Genomic DNA, 16,398 nt, shown 5'->3' on the forward strand with positions numbered 1-16,398 from the left:
ATTATTTTTTTAATATAAATTAACAGAAAATTAAAATTGATAGAATCTTTCTGAAAAACAAGGGGGTAAATGGAATGAACATCTACGTACTCATGAAACGAACATTTGATACAGAAGAAAAAATCGTAATTAAAAACGGTGCAATTTACGATGGCGAAGCGGAATTCATCATCAACCCTTACGATGAATATGCAATTGAAGAAGCAATTCAAGTAAGAGACGCACAAGGTGGAGAAGTTACAGTTGTAACAGTCGGTGGCGAAGATAGTGAGAAAGAACTTCGTACTGCATTAGCAATGGGCTGTGATAAAGCGGTATTAATTAATATTGAAGATGATGTAGAAAATGGTGACCAGTTCACGACAGCAAAAGTACTTGCTGAATATTTAAAAGATAAAGATGCAGATTTAATTTTAGGCGGAAACGTTGCAATTGATGGTGCATCTGGACAAGTAGGGCCACGCGTAGCTGAAGCGTTAAATATTCCATATGTAACGACAATTACAAAACTTGAAATTGACGGTACAAATGTGAAGATTGAGCGTGATGTTGAAGGTGATACAGAAGTGATTGCAACTTCATTACCAGTTTTAGTAACAGCACAGCAAGGTTTAAATGAACCTCGTTACCCATCGCTTCCAGGTATTATGAAAGCGAAGAAAAAGCCACTAGAAGAATTAGAATTAGATGATTTAGATTTAGAAGAAGATGATGTGGAAGCAAAGACAAAAACAATTGAAATCTATTTGCCTCCTAAGAAAGATGCAGGAAAAGTGTTACAAGGCGAGCTGCAAGATCAAGTAAAAGAACTTGTATCGTTGCTCCATACAGAAGCGAAAGTAATCTAATAAAATACGAAATTATATATGCAGGAGGGAAAATCTATGGCTCGTAAAGTATTAGTAATGGGTGAAGTTCGTGATGGATCGCTACGTAACGTTTCGTTTGAAGCGGTAGCAGCAGCAAAAACAATTGCAGAAGGCGGTGAAGTAGTAGGTCTTCTAATTGGAGACAGCGTTGCCTCTTTTGCAAATGAATTGATTCATTACGGTGCAGATCGCGTTGTGACAGTTGAAAATGATAAATTAAAATCATATACATCTGATGGTTATGCACAAGCGTTTTTAGCTGTACATGCTGAAGAAAATCCAGAAGGTATTGTCTTTGGACATACGGCACTTGGTAAAGATTTATCACCAAAATTAGCAGCGAAGCTTGAAGCTGGTTTAGTTTCTGACGTAACTGCTTTAGAGGTTGAAGGTGGAAATGTTATCTTCACTCGTCCAATTTACTCTGGTAAAGCATTCGAGAAGAAGATTGTAACAGACGGCATCTTATTTGCGACAGTGCGTCCAAATAACATTGCAACTCTGGAAAAAGATGAGTCTCGCAGCGGTGACGTATCTTCTATTACAGTTGATGTGAAAGATTTACGTACAATTATTCAAGATGTTGTCCGTAAAACAGCAGAAGGTGTGGATCTTTCTGAAGCGAAAGTTATTATCGCTGGCGGACGCGGTGTGAAGAGTGAAGAAGGATTTAAACCATTAAAAGAGTTAGCTGACGTACTAGGCGGCGCTGTTGGGGCATCTCGTGGTGCTTGTGACGCTGAATACTGTGAGTACTCATTACAAATTGGTCAAACTGGTAAAGTTGTTACGCCAGACTTATACATTGCATGTGGTATTTCTGGTGCGATTCAGCATTTAGCAGGTATGTCTAACTCAAAAATAATCGTTGCGATTAATAAAGATCCAGAAGCAAGTATCTTCAAAGTAGCTGACTACGGTATTGTTGGTGACTTGTTCGAAGTTGTACCTCTTTTAACAGAAGAGTTTAAAAAGTTAAAAGTACATTCATGATTTAAGTACCCTTGAGTTCCAAGTGAAGTACCCCTATATATAGAAAAAGGTGAGAGATCCCCTGTCTCTCATCTTTTTAGTATTTAATCCATATTTTTATATAGTATAAAGGAACATTTTTTTGTTACAATACATAACGATACATATTATTCGCCACGTATATAAGTTAATGATATACTCTTGGTAGAATATACTTGAAGGAGGAAATAAAATGGCAATTGTAAACGCAAATGACCAAAGCTTCGCAGCTGAAACTAGCGAAGGTGTTGTATTATTAGATTTCTGGGCACCTTGGTGTGGACCTTGTAAAATGATCGCTCCTGTATTAGAGGAGATCGATGCAGAACTAGGCGAAAAAGTAAAAGTAGTAAAAGTAGATGTTGATGAGAACCAAGAAACTGCTCGTCAATTCGAAGTAATGAGCATTCCAGCTCTTTTCGTATTAAAAGACGGTAAAGTAGTTGATCAAACGTTAGGTTACAAACCGAAAGAAGCGTTAGTAGAATTAGTTTCTAAACATTTCTAAAATAAAAAAGCTACCAGTTGGTAGCTTTTTTTATTTTCTTTTTTACAGTCTTTCCGTTACAATAAAAGAACGTATGTTGGGTGTTTGAGCATAGTATGTTTTCAAGGGAAAATAAAAATGCTAAGTATGTAGAAATGGAGGGAGACGAGTGCACGAACATTTGAAAGAGAAGTTGGCTATTTTACCAGATCAACCTGGTTGTTATTTGATGAAAGATAAGCAAGGAACGGTTATATATGTTGGAAAGGCAAAAGTGCTTAAAAATCGTGTGCGCTCGTACTTTACTGGTTCACATGATGGGAAAACACTGCGGCTTGTAGGAGAAATTGTTGATTTTGAATATATTGTAACCTCTTCGAATTTAGAAGCACTTATTTTAGAGTTAAATCTAATTAAAAAATATGATCCGAAATATAATATTCAATTAAAAGATGATAAAACATATCCTTTTATTAAAATTACGGCGGAGAAGCAACCGCGCTTACTCATTACTCGAAATGTAAAAAAGGATAAAGGAAAGTATTTTGGTCCTTATCCAAATGCACAATCTGCTCATGAAACGAAAAAACTGCTAGATCGTATGTATCCACTTCGGAAATGTACGAATATGCCAGATAAAGTTTGTTTGTATTATCATATGGGTCAATGCTTAGCGCCGTGTGTGAAAGAAGTGACGGAAGAACAAAATAAAGAAATTGTAGATGAAATTATTAAGTTTTTAAATGGTGGACATAAAGAAGTTCGTTCAGAATTAGAAGTAAAAATGTATGAGGCCTCAGAGAAACTAGAGTTTGAACGTGCAAAAGAGTTGCGTGATCAAATTGCTCATATTGATGCGATTATGGAAAAACAAAAGATGATTATGAGTGACTTAGTCGATCGTGATGTGTTTGGATATGCAGTGGATAAAGGATGGATGTGTGTTCAAGTTTTCTTCGTTCGAAAAGGAAAGCTAATTGAACGTGATGTTTCTATGTTTCCAATTTACGATGAACCAGAAGAGGGCTTTTTAACGTTTATCGGCCAATTTTATGAAAACAGTAGTCATTTTAAGCCGAAGGAAATTGTCGTTCCAGGAAGTATAGACTCGGAATTAGTAGAGCGCTTTTTAGAAGTAGAAGCGACACAGCCGAAACGTGGTAAGAAAAAAGACCTTGTAGAATTAGCAAATAAAAACGCGAAAATTGCTCTTGAAGAGAAGTTTTACTTAATTGAACGTGATGAAGAACGAACGATTAAAGCAGTAGATCATTTAGGGAAGCAGCTTGGGATTGAAACGCCGTATCGTATTGAAGCGTTTGATAACTCAAATATTCAAGGAACAAATCCTGTTTCTGCAATGATTGCTTTTATCGATGGGAAACCGGCGAAGAAAGAGTATCGAAAATATAAAATTAAAACGGTTCAAGGACCAGACGATTATGAGTCTATGAGAGAAGTTGTGAGGCGCCGTTATACAAGGGCCCTTAAAGAAAATTCACCTTTACCTGATTTGATTATTATTGATGGAGGAAAAGGCCATCTAGCGGCTGCAAGTGATATTCTAGAGAATGAGCTCGGATTATATATTCCGATGGCAGGTCTTGTGAAAGATGATAAACATAAAACCTCCCATTTAATTATTGGGGACCCACCGGAACCTGTGATGCTTGAGAGAAATAGCCAAGAATTTTATTTATTGCAGCGTATTCAAGATGAGGTGCATCGATTTGCGATTACATTCCATCGTCAATTACATGGGAAATCTGTCATTCAATCAGCATTGGATGACATTCCAGGAATAGGTGATAAACGGAAAAAGGTATTGTTAAAACATTTTGGTTCATTAAAGAAGATGAAAGAAGCTTCTATAGAGGAATTTGTCGAAGCGGGTATGCCGAAAAATGTCGCGGAGACGATTTATACGTATTTAACAGATAAGAAGACGTTGTAGTTTACAACGTCTTCTGTTTTTTGGTATAATTTCTGAAGATTTAAAATAAATGCATCTGAATGAAAATACAAAAAAGTCAACTAAACTGATATGTCTAGTTGACTGTAGGTAATGCTTACACTTCAATGAGATCTTTTATATCCCATTTTACAAGAAATGTAATAGAGTCAGAACGTTTTTTCTTTTCTTCGTATGACTCTGCAACGACGTTCCGTTGCTTTTGAATTTGTTCAGCGATGAATCCAGCTTCTAGTTGATAAGAAGAATGTCGTTTTTGTTTTTGACGTTCTGCAATGAGTGTGCCTTTAAGTTGGAACTGCATTTCACGACGCTTATGTTCAATAATGCTTAAAGTGCCCCAGCCAGCTTTTTCAAAGAACTGAATGACTTCTTCAATTGTTTCTAGCGGATATTTTCTTGCAAGGTTTCTACCAGACCAGTATAAAATACCATCTAAATCGTTGCCGATTAAATCAGGTAGTAATTCTTCACGTAGCAATTCATAAGCGAAGGCGTTCAATGAAACATCTTCTAAAGATGTTATATCGATTGTATTTTTACTCACAATATTCCCCTCTTTCTATAGGGATTATTATATAACATTTTTCATTTATAAAAACAGATTTTTCTTTAGGGAAATCTGAATATCTAAGAAGAAAAAAAGAATTGCCAAATTATATGCAAATTATGTATACGTTTTCTTGACGCTTCGACAAAAATAGGGGTAAAATGAACTTGTTATCAAATTATGCTGAAATATTTCGAATAATTTTTTCAGTTTTTCTTATGCCAATAGTGAAAAAACATTATTGTTATAAATTAATCTGAAAACAGCAGTCAAACATTCAAGGGGGTAATGGGGACATGAAAGGCCGCGAGTATACGTTTCGTAAGTGGCACTCATTAATGGGGGTCATCCCGGTTGGTGTCTTTTTGACGCAACATCTAATTGTAAACAACTTTGCAACAAGAGGAGCAGAGGCTTTTAACAAAGCTGCAGGCTTTATGGAGCTCCTTCCATTCCGGTATGCGCTAGAAATTTTCATCATCTTTTTACCGATACTGTACCATGCTATATATGGCTTATATATTGCATTTACAGCTAAGAACAATGCGGTTTCTTACGGTTATTTCCGTAACTGGATGTTCGTTTTCCAAAGAATTTCAGGTATCGTTACGCTGATTTTCATTTCTTGGCACGTCTGGGAAACTCGTATTCAAGCAATGTTAGGTAAAGAGGTAAACTATGATATGATGGCAGATATTTTAAACAATCCAGCTATGTTTGCATTCTACTTAGTTGGTGTTGTTTCAACAATTTTCCACTTTGCAAATGGACTATGGACATTCTGCATCAGCTGGGGAATTACAGTATCTCCACGTTCACAAAGAATCTCTACTTATGTAACATTAGCTATTTTCTTAGGTCTATCTTATGTAGGTGTGAGTGCATTATTAGCGTTCATCGATCCACAGCTAGCAAATCAGTAAGGAGTGGGAGAGCATGAAAGGGAAACTTATAGTAGTCGGCGGTGGCTTGGCTGGCTTAATGGCAACGATTAAAGCGGCAGAAGCAGGAGTAAATGTTGAACTGTTTTCTTTAGTACCAGTAAAACGTTCACATTCTGTATGTGCTCAGGGCGGAATTAACGGTGCCGTAAATACGAAAGGTGAAGGGGATTCTCCATGGATCCACTTTGACGATACAATTTATGGTGGGGACTTCTTAGCGAACCAACCACCAGTTAAAGCAATGTGTGAAGCAGCACCTGGTATCATTCATTTAATGGACCGTATGGGTGTTATGTTCAACCGTACGGAAGAAGGACTTCTTGATTTCCGTCGATTTGGTGGAACGCAACATCACCGTACAGCATTTGCTGGTGCAACAACTGGACAGCAATTACTTTACGCATTAGATGAGCAAGTACGTCGTCACGAAGTAGCAGGACTTGTAACGAAATATGAAGGCTGGGATTTCTTACGAGCTGTTGTTGATGATGAAGGTGTGTGCCGAGGAATCGTTGCACAAGACTTACAAACTATGGAGATTAAAAGTTTCGGAGCTGATGCCGTGATTATGGCAACAGGGGGCCCTGGTATCATTTTCGGAAAATCAACAAACTCCATTATTAATACAGGTACAGCAGCTTCTGCTGTATATCAACAAGGTGCATATTATGCAAATGGTGAGTTCATTCAAATTCACCCAACGGCAATTCCTGGAGACGATAAATTACGTCTTATGAGTGAATCTGCACGTGGTGAAGGTGGACGTGTTTGGACATATAAAGATGGTAAACCATGGTACTTCTTAGAAGAAAAATATCCGGCTTACGGAAACCTTGTACCTCGTGATATCGCAACGCGTGAAATCTTTGATGTTTGCGTAGAGCAAAAACTAGGTATTAACGGTGAAAACATGGTGTACTTAGATCTTTCTCATAAAGATCCGAAAGAACTAGATATTAAACTTGGTGGAATTATTGAAATCTATGAGAAATTTACAGGGGATGATCCTCGTAAACTACCAATGAAAATCTTCCCAGCTGTTCACTATTCAATGGGTGGACTATGGGTTGACTATAAGCAAATGACTAGTATTCCAGGTTTATTTGCAGCAGGTGAGTGTGATTATTCTATGCACGGTGGTAACCGCCTTGGTGCAAACTCACTATTATCAGCAATTTACGGTGGTATGGTAGCAGGACCAAACGCAATTGAATATATGAAAGGTCTTTCTAAATCATCAGATGCTGTTTCATCTACTGTATATGAGCAAAATGAATTAATCGAAACAGAGAAATTTAACAATATTTTAACGATGGATGGTAATGAAAATGCATATGTTCTTCATAAAGAGCTTGGAGAATGGATGACAGATAACGTTACAGTAGTTCGTGAAAATAAAAAGTTATTAGAAACAGATGCGAAAATTGAAGAGTTAATGGATCGTTACAAACGTATTAACATTAACGATACAGCGAGATGGAGTAACCAAGGTGCTTCATTTACACGTCAACTTGCAAATATGTTTGAGTTAGCACGTGTTATTACAATTGGCGCATATAACCGTAATGAGAGCCGCGGGGCGCATTACAAACCTGAATTCCCAAATCGTGATGATGCAAACTTCTTAAAAACTACTATGGCAAAATTTGAAGGAGAAGGAAATGCACCAGCATTCCATTACGAAGACGTTGATGTTTCATTAATTAAACCACGTAAACGTGATTATTCTTCAAAACATGATGTAGCTGCTAAGGGTGAAGAGAAGGGGGATAAACAACATGTCTGAGAAAACAATCCGCCTCATCATTACGAGACAAGATGGACCAGATGCACAAGAGTTTGACCAAGAGTTTGAAATTCCATATCGTCCTAATATGAATATTATTTCGGCGCTTATGGAAATTCGTCGTAATCCTGTTGATTCAAAAGGAAACCAAACAACTCCGATCGCATGGGATATGAACTGCTTAGAGGAAGTATGCGGTGCATGTTCGATGGTTATTAACGGAAAGCCACGTCAATCATGTACGGCTCTTATTGACCAATTAGAACAGCCAATTCGCTTAAAGCCGATGAAGACATTCCCAGTTGTACGTGATTTACAAGTTGACCGCAGTCGCATGTTTAATGCTCTAAAACGCGTTAAAGCTTGGATTCCAATTGATGGTACGTATGACTTAGGTCCAGGACCAAGAATGCCTGAGAAAAAGCGTCAATGGGCTTATGAGCTTTCAAAATGTATGACATGTGGTGTTTGCTTAGAATCATGTCCAAACGTAAACAGTAAGTCTGACTTTATTGGACCAGCGCCGTTATCACAAGCTCGTTTATTCAACTCACATCCAACGGGTGAAATGCATAAAGCAGATCGCTTACGTGCAATTATGGGAGATGGAGGACTAGCAAACTGTGGTAACTCTCAAAACTGTGTGCAGTCATGTCCGAAGGGTATTCCTTTAACAACTTCAATTGCGGCATTAAACCGTGATACAACAATTCAATCGTTCAAAGATTTCTTTGGTAGCGATAATAACTATTAATAAATATTGCCTCTTCATCTTGAAGGGGCAATATTTATAACTTCATTTTTCAGTTTATTCTGTTTTTTTGGCAGGAAGGGGAGATAGCGTTGAAGAGAATTTCTTATATTGAAGACTTCGAGAAATGGGAAAGTGGTTTTTCATTTTACAATCCTGTAAAGGTTCGTTTTGGTGAAGTAGATATGTTTGGACATGTAAATAATGTCGTTGCTTTTACTTATTTTGAAGAAGCTCGTATCGCGTTGTTTAAAGAACTTGGATTTATGCAAGAGTGGACACATGCATCATCAGAAACGATGATCGTTGTTGCGGATTTACAATGTAATTTTATTAAGCAAATATATTTTGATGAACAGTTGAAGGTGTATGTAAAGGCAGGATCGGTTGGGAACTCTTCTTTAGATCTACATTATATGGTGAAGAATGCAGAAGGAGAGGTTTGTTTAGTAGGTCGTGGAATGATGGTTCAAGCGTCGAAAAAAACAGGAAGAGGCGAACCATGGCCTGAAGAATGGAAGAAGAAATTACTACAATGATAGAGTGAAAGAAAAATAAGAGAGCAATTTGCTCTCTTATTTTTTGTCTTCCATCGCTTCTTCTAATGTTAAGTGATGTTTATATAGGTATGTAGCGTATGGATTACCAACGTAGCGTAAGTGCCATGGTTCATATGCATATTCTGTTGTATCTGTTTTATCTTCTAAGTAACGAATGACAAAGCCGAATTCATGAGCGTGTTCCGCGACCCATTTTCCTTCTGCTGTCTCCCCGAAAATAGGCTCTAATTGAAATTTAGCTGTTTTTGAACTAATATCCATTGCTAAACCCGTTTGGTGTTCACTCGTACCAGGAATTGCGCTTACTGAATTAGCCTCAGCTTTTCCTTGACGCCTAACGTATGTATCATGCAACGATTTTTGGCGTTTGTATGAACGATAACCAGATACAGCTGTAAGATCAAGCCCTTCTTTTTTCGCAGCTTTGAACATGTTTTCAAGTGCCTCTGCAGCATCTTTGCGTAGCAATGTTTTTTCTTTATCTTTTGGACTAGCAAATGGTACGTTTGGTCTCGTTAAGTCTTCAGGAATGTATCCATCTGGTAGTTTTCGATGTTTATTAATTAAGACAAGATTAGATTTTGGATTTGTTACAACTGAAAAGTTATTGTCTATTTTCTTTGCATTATGATCAGCTTTTGGAAAAGCAGGAATCTCTTCTTTTGGGTGGTTAGTATGTTTTTGACTTTCGACAGCTTTCGCTTCATTATGTAGTGGTGATTTAGAACCAAAGTAAGTGAAAGATGTGATACCGATTACAATAGTAGTGGCAGAAATAATTATTATCTTTTTCATAATGCCTTGTAATCACAGTCCCTTCTTAATAAAATGTGTAGCGTTTTTTTATTATAAGTCTAGTTTGTTGGAAAAGGAATATAAGAGTCATAACGTAATAGAAATGCAAAGAAAATGTCAGAAAATGTGTGAATTTGTAGTATTTTTTTATATAATTCATTTCTTATCTTTCATGAATTGCATTTTTTATGTAATATATATACATAAGAAGATGTAGCGATTATCGAGAATAAAGAACTTCTTGTATAGACTAGGAGTGAATGGGAATGGATTTTGCAACAATTATTGGACTTGTTTTAGGATTTTTAGCAGTGGTAGTAGGGATGGTCGTCAAGGGCGCTGACGTAACAGCCTTATTAAATCCTGCCGCAGCATTAATTATTTTTATCGGTACATTTGCTGCAGTATGTATTGCATTTCCGATGAATCAACTAAAAAGGGTTCCAAAACTATTTAAAGTTCTTTTTGGTTCAAATAAAAAGGATTTAAGTTATGAACAGTTGCTAGAATTATTTGTTCATTGGACATCTGAAAGTAGAAAATACGGTATTTTGTCTTTAGAGCAACAATTAGACAAAATTCAAGATGAATTTCTTTTGCGCGGTATGAAATTTGTGATTGATGGCGTATCCGCAGAAGATTTAGAGCAGATTTTGGAATCTGAATTAGAGGCAATTGAAGAAAGACATGCAAAGGGAGCTGCTATTTTTTCACAAGCTGGTACGTATGCACCGACATTAGGAGTTTTAGGTGCTGTTATCGGTCTTGTAGCTGCGCTTGGTAACTTAACTGATATTGAAAAGTTAGGTCATGCTATTTCGGGTGCGTTTATTGCAACGATTTTTGGTATTTTTTCAGGTTATGTATTATGGCATCCATTTGCAAATAAGTTAAAGCAAAAATCTTCAGCTGAAATTGAGAAAAAACGTTTAATCATTGATTGTTTATTAATGTTACAAGAAGGTACATATCCGTTTATTATGAAGAACCGCATTTTAGGTGCACTTTCTGCAACTGAGCGTAAAAAGCTAGAAAAAGGAGCAGAAAAAAATGCGGAGTAAGAAAAATAGAAGAGGCAAAAAGAAAAAACATGATGAGCATATCGATGAAACGTGGTTAATTCCATATTCTGATATGTTAACGTTGTTATTTGCATTGTTTATCGTTTTATTCGCAATGAGTAGTATAGATGCTGCGAAGTTTAAACAGATGGCAGTTGCTTTTCGAAGTGAATTAGCTGGGGGAACAGGTAACAAAGAATTTTTAAGTGATCAAAAGCCAAATGAGGAAAAAGAATTATCAGCAAGTAGCCTTGAGGCAGAACAAGCAAAAAAACAAGAAGAAGCTAGAGCTAAAGAAAAAAAAGAGATGGATGAATTGAAAGCATTACAAAAAAAGATTGATCAATATATTAATGAAAAACAATTATCCTCTTCTTTTCAAACTAAATTAACTGAAAAGGGATTAATGGTGACAATATTAGAAAATATACTGTTTGATTCGGGGAAAGCAGATGTGAAATTAGAATCTTTAGGGATTGCGAAAGAGATGTCTAGCTTACTTGTTTCAGCGTCACCTCGTGAAATTACAGTATCGGGTCATACGGATAATGTCCCTATTGCCAATGCGCAGTTTGCGTCGAATTGGGAATTAAGTACGCAGCGGGCAGTTAATTTTATGCAAGTATTACTGCAAAATAAAGAATTACAACCAGAAAAATTTAGTGCGATTGGATACGGAGAATACCGTTCAATTGCTCCAAACGATACACAAGAAGGAAAGGCAAAGAATAGACGTGTGGAAGTGTTTATCTTGCCTTTAACAGAGAAAGTAAAATAAAGAGGATGGCGAATGCCATCCTCTTTTATTTTACTTCAAATGATTTTAAGTTGTCGCGACGGATTTTATCTTTTTCTGCATCTGATTTTTTGAAATCATAATCATATAAAGCGCCTTCCCAATCGCCATACATTGGATTCGGGAAAATAATGAATTTCTCACCAAATTGTGCTTTTGAATCTTCTACTGTTTGGTTACGATCTTTTACAGATTTTCCATCAAAACCTGTGAAATCAGATAAGTTATCACCGAAGAATAAGACAATATCATGGGTTTGAGAAACGAGTTCACGGCGTTTTTCTTTTCCTTTTTCTTTCGGATCTTGTAGTAATATATGTTCTTTCGTTGCTTGAGGAGCACCTACACGCTCAAGATTTTTAATTGTTGCATCTAGTTGGTTCGTTTTACGATTTGAGATGTAGTAAATATCTACACCTTTAGACTCTGTATATTTTAAGAAATCAATTGCGCCTGGAAGGGCTTCAGCCTCAGCTTTATTAATCCAATCATCCCATTTGTAAGGATAGCCTTTGCCTGTTTTTACGCTCATTGCTTGATGAGGACTGTTATCTAAAACAGTTTCGTCTAAATCAAGTACGATAGCAGGTTTTTTCTCTGTCCCTTTTGCAAGAACTGCATCAAGCTTTAATTGACCGATATTGTACCCTTGGTAGTAAAGTGCTTTCGTTTCGCCAGCTGTTTGATACCATAAATCAGCCATTAATTGCTGTTCTGTTAATTTTACTTTCTCTTCTTTCGCCACTGTTTTCTCTGGTGTTCCTGAACATGCTACAAGTGATGTAGATAGAACCGCTACAGATAATAGAGTGGTAATGCCCCTCTTCATCTTCATATGTACCCTCCTTGATGTTAGAAAATCATTTTATATTATATATTAAAATATAATATTTTTATATGAACATTTGCATATTGTCTTTTGTATATATAGTAGTATGTCCTATATTAGAAAGATGAGCAAAATAATAATAGTTATTTTGACAAGTTTTATTGTCGTAATGACAATTATAATTGACAAAAAGAGTTTTGTTATTTACAATTTTAACTAAATAGAACAAATGATGGATTAATGACAGTGTTTACATATAAGAGGATGAAGTGTAGTGCTATATTTTTTCTTGAATAAACATAGTCTTTGAAAGAGAGTATGAATGATACTAAAGGGGAGGCTTTATACTTTGAGTTTACAAATTCAAAACTTAACGAAACAATTTGGGGAATCAAAAGCAGTTAACGGTTTGCAAATTTCGTTACCAAAAGGTGAAGTACTAGGATTACTTGGACGAAATGGTGCAGGGAAAACAACAACAATCAAAATGCTTCTCGGATTATTAACGCCTAATGAAGGTACGATTACGTGGGATGGAAAAGCATTTGGGGATAGTGGCGTAACAATTGGGTATTTACCAGAAGAAAGAGGTTTATATACAAAAAGTAGAGTAATAGATCAGTTGCGATATTTTGGTAGATTAGAAGGAATGTCGAAGAAAGAAGTAGATCAAGCTATTGATCATTGGTTAGAGCGTTTAGCGATACCAGAATATAAATTTAAAACGGCTGGAGAGCTTTCAAAAGGGAATCAGCAAAAAATCCAATTAATTGCTGCTCTTCTTCATAATCCGGAACTTCTCATTTTAGATGAACCATTCAGCGGCCTTGATCCAGTTAACGCCGGGATGTTAGCTAGTATTATTGAAGAACAAGTACAGAGCGGAAAGACGATTATTTTATCAAGTCATCGTATGGAACAAGTAGAGGCTTTTTGCCAACATGTATGTATTTTGAAAAAAGGTGAAGCAGTCGTAAAAGGACAGCTAAGTGATATTAAGAAAGAATACGGTTTCCGTAATTTAACGATTGAAGATACAGTAGAGAATGAAAAGGGATTAGAAGCTATACATGTATCGTATGAAAAACAACAAGGCCTTCTTTATGTGAAAGTACAAGACGATGCGGAAGCTCTCAAGATTTTGCAACAGTTGCAAGAGCAAGGTGTTAGCTTACGACAATTCAAAATGTTAGAGCCGACGTTAAATGAAATCTTTGTAGAGAGGGCGAAATAACGATGCGTAAATTTTCTCACGTATTTTCATTTTATTTTAGGGAAGCATTTTTATCTAAAAAATCATTAATTACGAGTGCCATTTTATTTTTAGTTGTGTTTGGGATTTTTGCATTTAATCATTTTACTTCAGGCGATGATAAAAATAAGGATAAAGATAAAATTGCAGTTGTAGTAGAGAGTTCCACATATAAAGTACAAAAAGATGAGCTAAATAAGCTATTGCCATCAGCAAAAATAACACTTGGTTCAAAGGATGATTTTGATAAACTGCATAAGCAAGTAGAAGAAGGCGATTTAGATGGTCTATTCCATGTGACGGAAAAGGGTGGGGCTCCATCGATTACATATATGTATAATGGATTTCCAAGCCAAGCAACTTCTGCAATTATGGCAGGATATTTAAAGCAACAATATACGATGGTGACAATTGCCAAAAATAATGTTTCACCAGAAATTGCACAGCAATTACAAACAGAAATTCAAGTAAAGCAAGAAGCGATAAAAGATCGTACATCTTCTTTCGGAATTGCCTATTTCTTTACATTTGCTTTATATATGTTTATTGTAGCGTTCGGAAATACAATCGCAATGAATATTGCATCTGAGAAGGCGTCACGTGTAATGGAAGTAATGCTTCCGAAAGTGAAACCTCTTACGATGATGTATGCGAAAATTTTAGCGGTTGTTTCAACGGCTTTATTGCAACTTGTCATATTGGCGTGTGGTTATCTTATTCCATATTTGTTAGGTTGGGTCGATTTAGAAAGTGCCTCACTATTTGGTATTCCAATTGACTTTACGAAATTAGATGCAAAGGTTATAAGCATGTTTCTTGTTTATTTCATTACGGGATATTTACTTTATGCAATGATGTATGCTGCTGCTGGAGCTGTCGTGTCTAAGACGGAGGATTTACAAGCTGTATCTTTCCCGATAATGATTTTAATTATGGCTGCATTCTTCATTAGTATTAAATCATTAAGTGATCCGAATAGTACTATCGTTGTTGTAAGTTCTTACGTTCCATTTTTTACACCGATGGTTACCTTCTCACGTATTGTAGCTGGTGAAGCAGGTATGCTAGAAATTACGATAACATTAGCAGTCTTATTGGCGACAATTGCGATATTAAATGCTGTTACAAGCCGCATTTACGTAAATGGCGTAATGAATTACTCAGATAAAGTGAAATTTAAAGATTTAGCGAAATTTATAAAGCGTCAATAATGAGAGAAAAGCATGATTTCCTATTGAAATCATGCTTTTTCTTTATGTATAAATTAAAAATAGTATATAATAATAAGAGTCGTCTTTTAATAGAATGAATAAAAAGGAGGGTGTGCAGATGGGGATTAGTAGTCGTTTTACAGTAGGTGTTCATATGCTGACATTACTTGCGATAGATCGAAACTCTCGCTGTACCTCTGAATGGATTGCCGGTAGTGTGAATACAAATCCAGTTGTGATTCGTCGCATTACAGGAATGTTGAAGAGAGCAGGACTTGTTGATGTACAAGCTGGTAAAGGTGGTACGACACTTGCTCGAGATTTAGAAGAAATTACATTACTTGATGTATATAAAGCAGTGGAAGTTGTAGAAGAAGGACAGCTATTTTCCTTCCATGAAAATCCCAACATTGAATGTCCAGTAGGAGCTAATATTCAATCAGTATTAGAAATTATTTTAATGCAAGCGCAAGAAGCGATGGAAAACGTGCTTGCAAATGTAACGGTAGATCAATTAGTTACAAATTTAAAGTCTAAAATGAAAGAATAAAAAAGCGAGCTTCCTCATAATGAGGGCTCGCTTTTTTTTATTCAGAAATATTGAAAATTCTATTTTTCAGTATTTAAAATGAATTTACCTACGATAGCTGCGAAGATACCACCAAGAATTGGTGCTACGATGAATACCCATAGTTGAGAAAGTGCTTCTCCACCAACAAATAAAGCTGGTGCGATACTACGAGCTGGGTTAACAGATGTTCCAGTTAACGGAATTCCTAATAAGTGGATTAAAACTAATGTGAAACCAATTACTAGTCCAGCTAAAGAAGAACTTCCTTTTTTACCTGTTACAGCGACGATAACTAAAATAAATACGAAAGTTAAAATGAACTCAACTAAAAATGCTCCAGATAAACCAAGAGTTCCGAAACCATTTTGTCCTAAATTATCTAAAGGTGTTTTAGCAGATTTTAAAATTGTTACTAACGTTGCAGTTCCTAATAAACCACCTAAAATTTGAGCTAATACATAATAACAAAGTTCCATAGCGTTCATGCGTTTGTTGATGAACATAGCTACTGATACTGCTGGGTTAATGTGACATCCAGAAATTGTTCCGATGCTATATGCCATAGCTACAATAGATAAGCCGAAAGCCATAGCGATTCCTAATGTTCCAATTCCTTCGATTCCGCCGCCAGTGACAGCTACTCCAGTTCCGAATAATACAAGTACAAAGGTACCAATAAATTCAGCGATTGCTTTTTTTAACATAATTTACCTCCTATTAATGCGCATGAAACGTATTATAACATACGTTTTAGTATAAACAGCCAATGAAATACTATTCTGATAAGGCAAAATAGGGGGACAATAAAAAAGAGTATGGTTCATCTCTATAGTGAACTGCACCCCAATTGTTAGACACAGTCTAACAATTGGAGGTGCAGTTTTTCTATGGCTAAATTTACAGCTGATGAAAAAATACAAATCGTTCTACGTTATTTGAACGGAAATGAAAGT

The 16,398-nt window shown here is 36.1% G+C and carries 17 protein-coding genes; 13 read left to right on the forward strand and 4 right to left on the reverse strand.

The window, feature by feature from the left end; all coding sequences use genetic code 11:
• Nucleotides 1–74: 74 nt before the first annotated feature.
• The 4 genes from etfB to uvrC all read left to right on the forward strand — a co-directional run bounded on the left by etfB (nucleotide 75) and on the right by uvrC (nucleotide 4,321).
• Entirely contained in the window at nucleotides 75–848 is a 774-nt protein-coding gene (gene etfB, locus H6481_RS13190; RefSeq protein WP_001029028.1) for an electron transfer flavoprotein subunit beta, read from the forward strand.
• A gap of 36 nt (nucleotides 849–884) precedes the next feature.
• A complete protein-coding gene (gene etfA / locus H6481_RS13195) occupies nucleotides 885–1,862 on the forward strand; it encodes an electron transfer flavoprotein subunit alpha (protein WP_000101946.1) in 978 nt (325 codons plus the stop codon).
• 211 nt (nucleotides 1,863–2,073) lie between these two features.
• Nucleotides 2,074–2,388, forward strand: a complete 315-nt coding sequence (gene trxA, locus H6481_RS13200; RefSeq protein WP_001018944.1) for a thioredoxin — start codon at nucleotides 2,074–2,076, stop codon at nucleotides 2,386–2,388.
• Nucleotides 2,389–2,536: 148 nt separating this feature from the next.
• Nucleotides 2,537–4,321: an excinuclease ABC subunit C gene (uvrC, locus tag H6481_RS13205; RefSeq protein WP_000544300.1), complete on the forward strand. Its 1,785-nt coding sequence runs from the start codon at nucleotides 2,537–2,539 to the stop codon at nucleotides 4,319–4,321.
• Between the two features lie 115 nt (nucleotides 4,322–4,436).
• Here uvrC and H6481_RS13210 read toward each other — a convergent pair whose 3' ends face one another.
• Complete coding sequence (locus H6481_RS13210; RefSeq protein ID WP_000042214.1) at nucleotides 4,437–4,886, reverse strand: YslB family protein; 450 nt, start codon at nucleotides 4,884–4,886, stop codon at nucleotides 4,437–4,439.
• A 299-nt stretch (nucleotides 4,887–5,185) separates the two neighbouring features.
• On the opposite strand from H6481_RS13210, the gene sdhC reads away from it, so the two are divergent.
• The 4 genes from sdhC (at nucleotide 5,186) to H6481_RS13230 (ending at nucleotide 8,909) form a co-directional block, all read left to right on the forward strand.
• On the forward strand, nucleotides 5,186–5,812 hold the full coding sequence (gene sdhC, locus H6481_RS13215; RefSeq protein WP_000678354.1) for a succinate dehydrogenase cytochrome B558: 627 nt from the start codon (nucleotides 5,186–5,188) through the stop codon (nucleotides 5,810–5,812).
• A gap of 13 nt (nucleotides 5,813–5,825) precedes the next feature.
• On the forward strand, nucleotides 5,826–7,619 hold the full coding sequence (gene sdhA, locus H6481_RS13220) for a succinate dehydrogenase flavoprotein subunit (protein WP_000676743.1): 1,794 nt from the start codon (nucleotides 5,826–5,828) through the stop codon (nucleotides 7,617–7,619).
• Nucleotides 7,612–8,373: a succinate dehydrogenase iron-sulfur subunit gene (gene sdhB / locus H6481_RS13225; RefSeq protein WP_001291830.1), complete on the forward strand. Its 762-nt coding sequence runs from the start codon at nucleotides 7,612–7,614 to the stop codon at nucleotides 8,371–8,373. The genes sdhA and sdhB overlap by 8 nt, the downstream gene beginning before the upstream one ends.
• An 89-nt stretch (nucleotides 8,374–8,462) precedes the next feature.
• A complete protein-coding gene (locus H6481_RS13230; protein ID WP_000822727.1) occupies nucleotides 8,463–8,909 on the forward strand; it encodes a thioesterase family protein in 447 nt (148 codons plus the stop codon).
• Between the two features lie 36 nt (nucleotides 8,910–8,945).
• On the opposite strand, the gene H6481_RS13235 is transcribed toward H6481_RS13230, so the two are convergent.
• Entirely contained in the window at nucleotides 8,946–9,725 is a 780-nt protein-coding gene (locus H6481_RS13235) for a M15 family metallopeptidase (protein WP_000720211.1), read from the reverse strand.
• A 266-nt stretch (nucleotides 9,726–9,991) separates the two neighbouring features.
• On the opposite strand from H6481_RS13235, the gene motA reads away from it, so the two are divergent.
• Nucleotides 9,992–10,786 (forward strand): flagellar motor stator protein MotA, encoded by a 795-nt coding sequence (gene motA, locus H6481_RS13240; protein WP_000344862.1) that lies wholly within the window; start codon nucleotides 9,992–9,994, stop codon nucleotides 10,784–10,786.
• Nucleotides 10,776–11,564: a flagellar motor protein MotB gene (motB, locus tag H6481_RS13245; RefSeq protein WP_001256741.1), complete on the forward strand. Its 789-nt coding sequence runs from the start codon at nucleotides 10,776–10,778 to the stop codon at nucleotides 11,562–11,564. The genes motA and motB overlap by 11 nt, the downstream gene beginning before the upstream one ends.
• A 25-nt stretch (nucleotides 11,565–11,589) precedes the next feature.
• Here the strand turns inward: motB and H6481_RS13250 are convergent, their stop codons facing one another.
• A complete protein-coding gene (locus H6481_RS13250) occupies nucleotides 11,590–12,417 on the reverse strand; it encodes a 5'-nucleotidase, lipoprotein e(P4) family (protein WP_000782771.1) in 828 nt (275 codons plus the stop codon).
• Nucleotides 12,418–12,760: 343 nt separating this feature from the next.
• Between H6481_RS13250 and H6481_RS13255 the strand changes: the two genes are divergently transcribed.
• From H6481_RS13255 to H6481_RS13265, 3 genes are all read left to right on the forward strand, one after another.
• On the forward strand, nucleotides 12,761–13,645 hold the full coding sequence (locus H6481_RS13255; RefSeq protein WP_000058130.1) for an ATP-binding cassette domain-containing protein: 885 nt from the start codon (nucleotides 12,761–12,763) through the stop codon (nucleotides 13,643–13,645).
• Nucleotides 13,646–13,647: 2 nt separating this feature from the next.
• Entirely contained in the window at nucleotides 13,648–14,874 is a 1,227-nt protein-coding gene (locus tag H6481_RS13260; protein WP_182812007.1) for an ABC transporter permease, read from the forward strand.
• Nucleotides 14,875–14,992: 118 nt separating this feature from the next.
• Complete coding sequence (locus H6481_RS13265; protein WP_000512998.1) at nucleotides 14,993–15,424, forward strand: Rrf2 family transcriptional regulator; 432 nt, start codon at nucleotides 14,993–14,995, stop codon at nucleotides 15,422–15,424.
• A 59-nt stretch (nucleotides 15,425–15,483) separates the two neighbouring features.
• Here H6481_RS13265 and H6481_RS13270 read toward each other — a convergent pair whose 3' ends face one another.
• A complete protein-coding gene (locus H6481_RS13270) occupies nucleotides 15,484–16,149 on the reverse strand; it encodes an aquaporin (protein WP_000913213.1) in 666 nt (221 codons plus the stop codon).
• Nucleotides 16,150–16,398 lie beyond the last annotated feature (249 nt).

The sequence above is a fragment of the Bacillus sp. ME78 genome (genome assembly GCF_903970865.1).
In the GTDB taxonomy this organism is placed as follows: Bacteria; Bacillota; Bacilli; order Bacillales; family Bacillaceae_G; genus Bacillus_A; species Bacillus_A cereus.